The sequence below is a fragment of the Catellatospora tritici genome (assembly GCF_019083965.1).
GTDB classification, from domain to species: Bacteria; Actinomycetota; Actinomycetes; order Mycobacteriales; family Micromonosporaceae; genus Catellatospora; species Catellatospora tritici.
Genome location: NZ_JAHRCY010000008.1, coordinates 379,842 through 389,910, shown reverse-complemented (window position 1 = coordinate 389,910; position 10,069 = coordinate 379,842). Strand labels below are relative to the sequence as shown.

General features: G+C 72.5%; 10 protein-coding genes. 4 read left to right on the top strand and 6 right to left on the bottom strand.

What is annotated here, in order from left to right; genetic code table 11:
- Together KUA19_RS20845 and lpdA are read right to left on the bottom strand one after the other, a co-directional pair.
- On the bottom strand, nt 1-322 hold a 322-nt coding region (locus tag KUA19_RS20845; RefSeq protein ID WP_302499451.1), incomplete at its 3' end, for a biotin/lipoyl-containing protein.
- Between the two features lie 65 nt (nt 323-387).
- Nucleotides 388-1,785 (bottom strand): dihydrolipoyl dehydrogenase, encoded by a 1,398-nt coding sequence (gene lpdA, locus KUA19_RS20840; protein WP_217397930.1) that lies wholly within the window; start codon nt 1,783-1,785, stop codon nt 388-390.
- A gap of 171 nt (nt 1,786-1,956) precedes the next feature.
- Between lpdA and KUA19_RS20835 the strand changes: the two genes are divergently transcribed.
- The gene (locus tag KUA19_RS20835) at nt 1,957-2,277 is read left to right on the top strand and encodes a hypothetical protein (RefSeq protein WP_217397928.1); all 321 of its coding nucleotides are present in this window, start codon (nt 1,957-1,959) and stop codon (nt 2,275-2,277) included.
- Nucleotides 2,278-2,374: 97 nt separating this feature from the next.
- Here the strand turns inward: KUA19_RS20835 and KUA19_RS20830 are convergent, their stop codons facing one another.
- Nucleotides 2,375-3,943, bottom strand: a complete 1,569-nt coding sequence (locus KUA19_RS20830) for a leucyl aminopeptidase (protein WP_217397927.1) — start codon at nt 3,941-3,943, stop codon at nt 2,375-2,377.
- A 72-nt stretch (nt 3,944-4,015) separates the two neighbouring features.
- On the opposite strand from KUA19_RS20830, the gene gcvT reads away from it, so the two are divergent.
- Nucleotides 4,016-5,140, top strand: coding sequence for a glycine cleavage system aminomethyltransferase GcvT (gene gcvT / locus KUA19_RS20825; RefSeq protein WP_217397925.1), 1,125 nt, complete (start codon nt 4,016-4,018; stop codon nt 5,138-5,140).
- Between the two features lie 80 nt (nt 5,141-5,220).
- The gene (locus KUA19_RS20820) at nt 5,221-5,568 is read left to right on the top strand and encodes an MmcQ/YjbR family DNA-binding protein (protein WP_217397923.1); all 348 of its coding nucleotides are present in this window, start codon (nt 5,221-5,223) and stop codon (nt 5,566-5,568) included.
- A gap of 38 nt (nt 5,569-5,606) precedes the next feature.
- On the opposite strand, the gene KUA19_RS20815 is transcribed toward KUA19_RS20820, so the two are convergent.
- The 3 genes from KUA19_RS20815 to KUA19_RS20805 are packed head-to-tail and all read right to left on the bottom strand — an operon-like array spanning nt 5,607 to nt 9,367.
- Nucleotides 5,607-6,665, bottom strand: coding sequence for a hypothetical protein (locus KUA19_RS20815; protein ID WP_217397921.1), 1,059 nt, complete (start codon nt 6,663-6,665; stop codon nt 5,607-5,609).
- Nucleotides 6,666-6,675: 10 nt separating this feature from the next.
- Nucleotides 6,676-7,464: an adenosylcobinamide-GDP ribazoletransferase gene (locus tag KUA19_RS20810; protein ID WP_217397919.1), complete on the bottom strand. Its 789-nt coding sequence runs from the start codon at nt 7,462-7,464 to the stop codon at nt 6,676-6,678.
- Entirely contained in the window at nt 7,439-9,367 is a 1,929-nt protein-coding gene (locus KUA19_RS20805; RefSeq protein ID WP_217397917.1) for a bifunctional adenosylcobinamide kinase/adenosylcobinamide-phosphate guanylyltransferase, read from the bottom strand. Before KUA19_RS20805 ends, KUA19_RS20810 begins: the two co-directional genes overlap by 26 nt.
- Before the next feature lie 439 nt (nt 9,368-9,806).
- Here KUA19_RS20805 and KUA19_RS20800 point away from each other — a divergent pair, with 439 nt between their 5' ends.
- Nucleotides 9,807-10,004 carry a hypothetical protein gene (locus KUA19_RS20800; protein ID WP_217397915.1) on the top strand — a complete coding sequence of 66 codons (198 nt, stop codon included), beginning with the start codon at nt 9,807-9,809 and terminating at the stop codon, nt 10,002-10,004.
- Nucleotides 10,005-10,069 lie beyond the last annotated feature (65 nt).

Here is a 10,069-nt window from a genome sequence, read left to right as displayed (position 1 = left end):
GGGCCTGCTCCTGCTGGGCGGGCGCGGCGGGCTCGGCCGCCGCGGGCGCCGCCGGGGCGGGCGCGGCGGCGGCCGGGCTCTCGCCCGCGTCCGAGATGACGGCCAGCTCGGCGCCTACCTCAGCGGTCTCGTCCTCGCCAACGAGGATCTTGCTGAGAATGCCGGCGGCCGGCGACGGGATCTCGGTGTCGACCTTGTCGGTCGACACCTCGAGCAGCGGCTCGTCGACCTCGACGCGGTCGCCCTCCTGCTTGAGCCACCGGGTGACGGTGCCCTCGGTGACACTCTCGCCGAGCCGCGGCATGGTTACCGATACCGGCATTGCTTCAGACTCCTCAGTTGAATGCAGATCCGCTGTATGGAATGGGACGAGGCGAGCTTAATCGCTCAGTTGTGTGCGTGCAGCGGCTTGCCCGCCAGGGCCAGGTGCGCCTCGCCGAGGGCCTCGTTCTGGGTCGGGTGGGCGTGGATAAGCTGCGCGACCTCGGCCGGGAAGGCCTCCCAGTTCACGATCAGCGCGGCCTCGCCGACCTGCTCGCCCATGCGGGCGCCGATCATGTGGATGCCCACGACCGGGCCGTCCTTCTGGCGCACCAGCTTCACGAAGCCCTGGGTGTTGAGGATCTTGCTCTTGCCGTTGCCGCCGAGGTTGTAGTTGTACGTCTCGACGTTGTCGGCGCCGAACTTCTCCTTGGCCTGGGCCTCGGTGATGCCGACCGACGCGATCTCCGGGTCGGTGTAGGTCACGCGCGGGATGCCCGACTCGACGATCGGGGCCGGGTTGAGGCCCGCGATCTCCTCGGCCACGAAGATGCCCTGCACGAAGCCGCGGTGGGCCAGCTGCAGACCGGGCACGATGTCGCCGACGGCGTACACGTTGGGCAGGTTGGTGCGCAGGCGCTCGTCGGCCAGCACGAAGCCGCGCTCCATGGTGATGCCCTGCGCCTCGTAGCCGCAGTTGGCGGTCGCCGGGCCGCGGCCGACCGCGACCAGCAGCAGCTCGGCCTCGAGCGTGTCACCGCCGGCGATGGTGACCTTGACGCCGTTGTCGGTCTTCTCGACCTTCTCGAACGGCTTGCCGACCTTGAAGTTGATGCCGCGCTTGCGGAACGTGCGCTCCAACTGCTTGGAGATGTCCGGGTCCTCGGCGGCGACCAGGCGGGGCAGCGCCTCGACGATGGTCACGTCGGCGCCCAGCGACTTCCACGCGCTGGCGAACTCGACGCCGATGACGCCGCCGCCCAGCACGATCGCGGAGGTGGGGACCCGGTCCAGCACGAGCGCGTGCTCGGAGGCGATGACCTTCTCGCCGTCCAGCTCCAGGCCCGGCAGGCTCTTCGAGTACGACCCGGTGGCGAGCACGATGTTGCGGCCGGTGTAGCGCTGCCCGTTCACCTCGACGGCGTTGGGCGCGACCAGCGTGCCGGTGCCCTCGACGTAGGTGACCTTGGCGTGCTTGATCAGGCCCTGCAGGCCCTTGTACAGGCCAGCCACGACGCCGTCCTTGTACGCGTTCACGCCGGCCATGTCGATCTCGATCAGCTCGGCCTTGATGCCGAGGTGGCCCGCCTCGCGGGTCTGGTCGGCGACCTCGCCGGCGTGCAGCAGCGCCTTGGTGGGGATGCAGCCCCGGTGCAGGCAGGTGCCGCCCAGCTTGTCCTTCTCGATCAGCGCGACCGACAGACCCAGCTGTGTCGCGCGCAGGGCGGTGGCGTAACCGCCGCTACCGCCGCCGAGGATGACTACGTCAAAGATGTCGCTCACGATCGCTCCAGGTCGCGTCATTGCCACTGTGAGGCCAGGGCGGGCCTCGCCAGCGTGTGCTCAGCCCACCATCGGCCATCTTGTCACTGCCGACAGGGCCGTGCGCACCCGAGGTGCTGAAGGACACGTCTGGCTACTCTTGTGTCCCATCGGTAGGTTCACCCGCACGCCGTTGCGGAGAGGAGAAGGACAGTGGGCTGGTTCCGCCGCCGCGGCAGCGGTCCCTCGGGCGACCGGCCGGCGAATCCGGCAGATCTGGAGTACCTGGAGCAGTTCGTACGGTCCCGTCGGGGCGTGGAGGCGTTCATCGAGCCGCGCACCACGGTGACGGGGACCACGGTCATCCTCATCGCCCACGACGGGGAGTGGACCCGGCGCCGCATGCCCAACCCGGGGGCGGTGCGCCAGTTCGCCCAGCGCCTGGCCATGCCGGTGTACGACGTCCAGCTCGTCGGGTATCCCCAGCGGATGCGCGACTACAACGCCCGGCAGAAGCAGGGCGGCGTCGCCTGACGGCCGCGCGCATAGCATTGACGCTGGCCTATCTAGAGGACTGTTTTCGGGAAAACGTCCTCTAGATAGGCCAGCGTCAATGTAAAGCGGGGTCGGGTCAGCCGTTCGCCACGATGTCGTCGATCAGGGCGAGCAGGGTGCGGACCGGCACACCGGTGCCGCCCTTGCTCCAGTGGCCGGTCGGCTCGCCTGAGTTGAAGGACGGGCCCGCGATGTCGATGTGCACCCACTCGACGCCCTCGGCGACGAACTCGCGCAGGAACACGCCGCCCTGCAGCATGTGACCGGCGCGCTCCATACCGGCGCTGACCTGCAGGATGTCGGCGACGTCGGACTCCATGGTCTTGCGTACGTCGTCGGGCAGCGGCATCGGCCAGGTGGGCTCGCCCACGACCTCGCCCGCGGCCTTGACCCGCTGCGCCAGCTCGTCCGAGCCCATCACCCCGGCGATCCTCTTGCCGAGCGCGATGACCTGGCCACCGGTCAGCGTCGAGGTCTCGACCAGGTAGTCGGGGTTGCTCTCGCAGGCCAGCGTGATCGCGTCGGCCAGGATCATGCGGCCCTCGGCGTCGGTGTTGAGCACCTCGACCTTCTTGCCGCCACGCATGGTGACCACGTCGCCGGGCCGGTACGCCTCACCCGACAGCATGTTCTCCGCGATCGGGATGTACGCGGTGACCGCGACAGCGGGCTTCAGCTCCGCCAGCGCGATCATCGTGCTGGCCACCGCGGCGGCGCCGGCCATGTCGGACTTCATCTCCCACATGCCCTGCGGCGGCTTGATCGACACACCGCCGGTGTCGAAGGTGATGCCCTTGCCGACCAGTGCCACCGACTTCGTCGACGACGCCGGGGTGTAGGTCAGCTTGACCAGGCGGGGCTTGGCGGCAGACCCCATGCCGACGGCGAGCACGCCGCCGAAGCCGCCCTTGGTCAGGTCCTGCTCGTCGAGCACCTCGACCTCGAGACCGGCCTTGGCGGCCGCCTCGGCGATCTCGTCGGCGAACGTCGGCGGGCGCAGCAGGTTGGCGGGCACGTTCACCCAGTCGCGGGTGCGGGCGACCGCGGTGGTCACCACGGCGGCGCGCTTGAGCTCGGACTGGGCGGTCTGCTCCTTGGCGTCGGGCACGAGCACCGACACGGCCGAGACCGGGTCCTTACGGGCGGCCGCGGGCTTGGCCTTGTACCCGGTGAAGCGGTAGGCGCCCAGGGCGGCGCCCTCGGCCACCGCGCGCAGGGCGGGCGCGCCGCTGTCCTCGGCGTCGTCGGACAGGGGCAGGGCCAGGGCGACCTTCTTCGCCCCGGCCAGAGCGCGGACGGCCGCAGCGGTGGCCCGGCGCAGCGTGTCGGGTGCGGGGGCGGCGCCGACGGGCTCGGCGCCCAGGCCGACCGCGACCAGCACGGGCGCGGTGATGGTGCCGAGGGTGGCCACCTTGGTGACCTCACCCGCGCCCCCGGTCGCGCCGAGCACCGCCAGGGTCGCGGTCAGCTTGCCGTCGAACGCCGCGGCGATGCTCTCGGCCCCGGACGCCAGCAGCAGCTCACCGGCCGAGCCCTCGGCTCCGTCCTGGCTGTGCACGCCGATGACGACGGCGTCCACGGTCAGGTCTGCGGGATCGGTGTCGGCGAGGCTCAGCGTGGGCAGAGCCGTGGTGGGCGTGGTCACAAAGTTCTCCTGATGGACGTGGGTTGCTGCGCCGATGCTAACCAACCGTATGTGCCAGGGTAAGTTGCGCTCATGACCGACGTGGGTTCAAAAGACTCAACCGCCCTGCTCAGGTCGCCGCTGCACGAGCGGCACGCTGCGCTGGGAGCCAAGTTCGCCGCGTTCGGCGGCTGGGACATGCCGCTGGAGTACGCCGGGGGCGGGGTGCTGAAAGAGCACGCCGCAGTACGCGAGGAGGTCGGCGTCTTCGACGTCAGCCACCTCGGCAAGGCCCGGATCGCGGGACCCGGCGCGGCCGAGTTCGTCAACGCCTGCCTCACCAACGACCTGGGTCGGATCAAGCCCGGCAAGGCGCAGTACACGCTGTGCTGCGACGAGGCGACCGGCGGCGTGGTGGACGACATCATCGCGTACCTGCACGGCGAGGACCACGTCTTCCTCATCCCGAACGCCGCGAACACCGCGGAGGTCGTCCGGCGGCTGCGCGCCGCCGCGCCCGCCGACCTGGAGATCACCGACGAGCACCGCGACTACGCCGTGCTCGCGGTGCAGGGACCGCGCTCGGCTGAGCTGCTGGCCCGTCTCGGGCTGCCGACCGACCACGAGTACATGAGCTTCGCGACCGCCGAACTGGACGGCGTCGAGCTGACCGTGTGCCGCACCGGCTACACCGGTGAGCACGGCTACGAGCTGGTCGCCCCGGCCGCCGACGCGGTCCGGGTGTGGGACGCGCTGTTCGGCACCGACCTGCCGGTGCGCGCCTGCGGCCTGGCCGCCCGCGACACGCTGCGCACCGAGATGGGCTACCCGCTGCACGGGCAGGACCTGTCGCTGGAGATCACCCCGGTGCAGGCCCGCTCCGGCTGGGCGGTGGGCTGGAGCAAGCCCGCGTTCTGGGGCCGGTCCGCGCTGGTGGCCGAGAAGGCCGCGGGCCCGCGCCGTACGCTGTGGGGCCTGGTCGCCACCGACCGGGGCATCCCGCGCCCGCACATGCAGGTGCTGGCCAACGGCGACCAGGTCGTCGGTGAGATCACCAGTGGGACCTTCTCGCCCACCCGCAAGATCGGTATCGCGCTGGCGCTGCTGGACAGCGCCGCGGGACTGTCCGAGGGCGACGTCGTGGAGGTGGACGTGCGCGGCCGCCGCTCCACCATGACCGTCACCAAACCCCCCTTCGTCCAGCCCTCCGTCCGCTGACCTGAGGTAAGGAAGGGCCCCTTCTTATCGCTTTGCGTGGTAGAAGGGGCCCTTCTTAACCCCGCTTATAAGGTGGGGCCATGGCGGTGACGTACGAGCAGATGCGTGACTGGGTGCTGGCGCTGCCCGGGGGTGAGGAAGTGATGGTCGCCGAGTGGGGCCATCCCACGCTGCGGGTCAACGGCAAGATGTTCGCCAGCGGCGCCCCCGACAGCCCGACCGCCACGGTCAAGGCGACCAAGGAGGAGCAGGCCGCCCTGCTCGCCGGCGCCCCGGACGTCTACTCGATCGCCGCGTACGTCGGGCGGTTCGGCTGGGTGCAGGTGCGGCTCGCCGAGGCCGACCCCGACGAGCTGCACGAACTGGTGGTGGAGGCCTGGCGCCGCACCGCTCCGAAAAAACTGGTCAAGCACTACGACGCCCAATGACCCCGCACGCGCCGCCCAGGCACGACGCCGGGTGAGGGTCAGCCGCCCATCGGCTTGGCGTCGGCGACGCGGGACAGCCACACGGCCGCCTGCTCGGGGCTCATCACCTCGTCCAGGCTGATCCACGCGGGCATCATCGGGAAGCGGCGCATGTTGTCCCAGCCGTGCACGTACGGCGGCGGGTCCAGCACCACCACCCGCACCCCGTCCACCAGCGGAATCTCGGCCGGGGTGCCCTCACTCCAGATCCAGTTGCCATGCGCGTCGACCAGGTTGAACTGCCCGCGCACCTGTCCGCCGAACGCCGAGCGGGGCGCGTTCGACGCCACCGCCGTCCACGCCGGATCGACCTCGTACCCGGTGAGCAGGCCCCGTTCCGCCGGGCCGGTCAGCGCGCCCGCCAGCAGCGTGTGCAGCTGCAGGTTGTCGCCCACCCCACCGATGCTCACCCGGTAGCCGCGCCGCTGCGCCCGGTGCAGCACCACCAGCGGCTCGTTGTCGACCACGTCCAGCAGCGCGGACACCCAGGTCATGTCCTCGCGGTGGGACTCCAGCTCGGCGACCATCGACCGCAGGGCGGGGTCAGTGGACAGGAACTGCCGCGCCATCGGCGAGGACTGCAGCAGGGTCGCGGCACAGCGCAGCCACGAGGTCAGCGCGAACCACGCCTCGGTCAGGCGCGAGGCCTCGTCGGGCGACATGCGCGCGTCGAGGCGGTCCAGCGCGGCGTCGAAGTTCTCCATGTCGGGCTCGGGCAGCGGCGCGCCGGGCACCTCGCGCGCCCACGCGTCGGTGAAGCCGACCGCGTCGGACAGGATGCCGGGCAGCCGCACGGTCAGCACCATCAAGAGCGCGTCGGGCATCGCGCCGATCTCGATCAGCGCGCCGCACAGCATCGCGAACTCGCCGCCCATGCTCGCGTCGAGCACTGCCAGCAGCGGCGCGACTTGCGACAGCGCCGCGGTGAGCTCGTCCGGGCCCGCGTGCTGCGCCGCGGCCCACAGCGCCTCCAGCGCCTCGTCGAACGCCTCCGAATCGTGCGCGGTGCGTGCCTCGATGAGCGTGTCGGTGGCGCGTAGCAGGGGTGACTCGATCATTCCCGGGATGCTAGTGGCTCGCGGCCGGGAAGAGAACCGCCGCCAGCAGGGTCACCGTGGTCGCCGTCTCGGACAGGAATCCGAGCACGTCACCGGTGATGCCGCCGAGTCGCCGTACCAGGTGGGCGCGCAGCGCCAGCGTCACCGCCAGCGCGCCCAGCACGGCGGCCGGTCCCTGCCACGGGCGCTGCGGCACCGCGGGCACGGCCACGGCCGCGACCAGCAGCGCGTTCACGATCAGCGCGGTCGGGCCGACGGTCCCGGCGACCAGCGCGCCCATGCCGCCGGGCCGGGCCGCGGGCACGCCCCGCGCGCAGCCCGCCGCGATCGCCAGCCGCCCGCAGGCCACCGCCGCGGCGACCGTCGCCAGCAGCGCGATCAGCGGCCGAGCGGCCACGGCGGCCAGTGCCGCCGCCTGCGCGCCGAGCACCAGCACCAGTGCGACGACCCCGAACGGGCCGACCTCCGGCGACTTCATGATCTCCAGGGCCCGCTCGCGCGACCGGTACGACCCGATCGCGTCCACGGTGTCGGCCAGCCCGTCCAGGTGCAGCCCGCGCGTCAGCAGCGCCGCCAGGCCGACCGTCAGCAGCCCGGCGAGCAGGGCGGGCAACCCGGCCGCCAGCAGCGCCAGGGCACCGCCGAGCAGCAGCCCCAGCAGTACGCCGACCAGCGGGCCCAACCGCATCGCCACGCCCCCGACGGCCCGGTCCAGCCGCTGTGGGCCGGACACGGGCGCGACGGTGAACGTGGTCAGCGCCAGGCGCGGCCCGTCACTCCACCGGGGACGGTCGGCCATCGGTGTGCTCGGTCTCCGGCTGCGCCACGGTGACCGGCTCGTCGGTCGGGTGGTCCACTTCGGCCACGGCGGCGGCCGCCTCGGGCCCCTGGGTCGCCTCGGGCTCCTGGGTCGCTTCCGACTCCTGGGTCGCCTCGGGTTCCTGCAGGTGCTCCGGCGGGGCGTCAAGCACCGGCGGCAGCGCGGGCAGGGCCGCGGCCAGGGTCAGCGCGGAGCGCATCAGCGGCAGCGCCAGCAGCGACGCCGTGCCCTCGCCCAGGCCCGGCTGTACGTCCACCAGCGGTGGCACACCCAGCACGTCGGCGGCGAGCACAGTGGTGGGGTGACGGCCGTGGTCGGCCATCGCCAGCCACAACCGCGACGGGCTGCCCAGGTCGCGGGCGATCAGCCCGGCGGCGACGCCGACCGGACCGTCGACCAGCACCGGCGTACGGCGGGCGGTCGCGCCCAGGATCACCCCGGCCGCCACCGCCAGGTCCGCGCCGCCCAGCTCCGCGAGCATCTCCTTCGGCGGCAGCACCCGACCCCGCACCCGGTGCAGCGCGTCGCGTACGGCCGCGCAGCGGTCCATCCAGGCGGTGTCGTCGACCGCGCCGTCGGGGCCGACCACGCGGGCCAGCAACGCCGGCACCTCGGCGCCGGTCACCGCGGACACGATCGCCGCGGCGGCCGCCTCCGCACCCGCGCCACACGAACCGAGGATCAGCAGGTCGACACCGCTGTCGGCGGCCTCGTCGGCCAGCTGCCAGCCCTGCCGCAACGCCGCCTCCACCACGTCCAGCGTGGTGGCCGGTTCGAACTCGACCGGCCCGGCCGCGGCCGTACCCACCACCTGCAGGCTTACCGCGTACTCGCCCGCGAGCAGGCCGATCGCGCCCTCGCCCTGCCGGGCCTCGTCGGCGATCCGGGCCGAACGGGCCGCGGACTGGCCCGCGGTCACCCCGCCCGCGTGGTCGCCGTGCAGCAGCAGCAGTCGCGGCGTACGCCACGGGGCCGGCACCGCGCGGCTCTGCGCCCCGGCGGCGAACAGCACCACCTCGGACAGCTTGCCCAGGCCACTGCCCGCGATGTCGAGCAGGTTGAGATGGTCGCGGGCGGCGTCGCGGGCGTCGCTGTCCGGGATCGGCAGGTCCATCCCCGGCTGGATCACCAGGCCGGTCGCCACGATCGGCAGCGCCTGGGTGCGCTCGTGCAACGCCTGCGACGGCGTCGCCACGGCGGGCGTCGGGACGACCACCTCCGGGCTGACCACCGGGACGTTCGCCACCGCCGCCGCCGCCTTTTCGGCGGGCGAGGCGGTGGTCACCTTCGCGCCCGCCGTCGCGGGCACCTCCGGGGTCTCCAGCGCGTCCGGTGCCCCCGGACGCCGCAGCCACGACGGTTGCCCGGCCACCACCAGCACGACCGAATCGCACGCCGCGGCCACGGCCTGATTGGTCAGGCCCAGCAGGTCGGCGAAGCGGACCCCGGCTTCGGTCGGCGGCACCACCGACAGGCCCACCTCGGGGCTCACCAGCACCAGGCGGGCACGGCAGGCGCGTACCGCGTCGGCCAGCTCGCGCACCCGCTGCTCGGCGCCGTCGGCCGCCAGCAGCGCCGCCGCCCAGCCGCCCAGGTCGTCGACGAGCAGCGTCTCCTCCGGCAGTGCCTCCACCAGCGCACCCAGCAGCATCGCCGGGTCGCCCTCGGTCGGCACCGTCAGCCAACTCTGCGGCCGCCGCTGCCGGTGCGCGGCCACCCGGGCCGCGAACGCCTCGTCGTCGCCGATCACCGCCGTGGCGAGGTAGCGCACCGACGGTGCGTTCGACAGCAGCGACTCGGCGAACTCGCTCTTGCCCGAGCGGATACCGCCCAGCACCAGCACCCGCGCCCCGATGTGTGAGGGCCACCCGTCATGCGACATGCCCGAACTCTACTGTCGCCGCCCGCCCGAGGCAGGCGCGGGCTTGCCGTCCCACGAGCGTCGACCGGCCGCTGGTCCGCGCAGTGAGGTAAGAGGTCTCACGCACCTTTGCTCTGCACCCACGGCCTTGCTCTGCACCCATGGCCTTGCTCTGCACCCACGGGCGCACTCGCCGCGAGTGCGTTTGCTCTGCACCCATGGCCTTGCTCTGCACCCACGGGCGCACTCGCCGCGAGTGCGTTTGCTCTGCACCCACGGCCTTGCTCTGCACCCATGGGCGCAATCGGCGGCTGAGCGGGCAGGCCGGTATCCGGAACGCGCGGTGTCGCGTCCGTGGGTGCAGAGCAAGCAAATGGGTGCAGAGCAAAGGGTGCGCGGGGGAAGAGGTCGATGCTGCGCCTGCGGTGGGCGCGGCCGAGCGCGGACTAAGCTGATCGTCATGACGTGGAGCTGGCGGTACGAGGACGCGGAAGGCAAGCCGGTCGACGGCCCGAACGAGACGTTCAGCAACCAGGCGGACGCCGAGTCCTGGCTCGGCCAGGTGTGGCGGGACCTGCTCTCGGCCGGCGCCACCGACGTGGTGCTGGTCGAGGGCGACCGGGAGGAATACCGGATGAGCCTGCAAGGTGCGCAGTAGCGGAGAGCTCCGGACACGACGCGAGCCGTGGGGGGACGCGCCCGGGGGGGGGGGGGGGAGGGGGG

Coding starts and splice junctions, on each gene's coding strand:
- lpdA (WP_217397930.1), bottom strand. CDS start 1,785: ATGACGCGACCTGGAGCGATCGTGAGCGACATCTTTGACGTAGTCATC.
- gcvT (WP_217397925.1), top strand. CDS start 4,016: ATGACCGACGTGGGTTCAAAAGACTCAACCGCCCTGCTCAGGTCGCCG.
- KUA19_RS20820 (WP_217397923.1), top strand. CDS start 5,221: ATGGCGGTGACGTACGAGCAGATGCGTGACTGGGTGCTGGCGCTGCCC.
- KUA19_RS20815 (WP_217397921.1), bottom strand. CDS start 6,665: ATGATCGAGTCACCCCTGCTACGCGCCACCGACACGCTCATCGAGGCA.
- KUA19_RS20810 (WP_217397919.1), bottom strand. CDS start 7,464: ATGGCCGACCGTCCCCGGTGGAGTGACGGGCCGCGCCTGGCGCTGACC.
- KUA19_RS20805 (WP_217397917.1), bottom strand. CDS start 9,367: ATGTCGCATGACGGGTGGCCCTCACACATCGGGGCGCGGGTGCTGGTG.
- KUA19_RS20800 (WP_217397915.1), top strand. CDS start 9,807: ATGACGTGGAGCTGGCGGTACGAGGACGCGGAAGGCAAGCCGGTCGAC.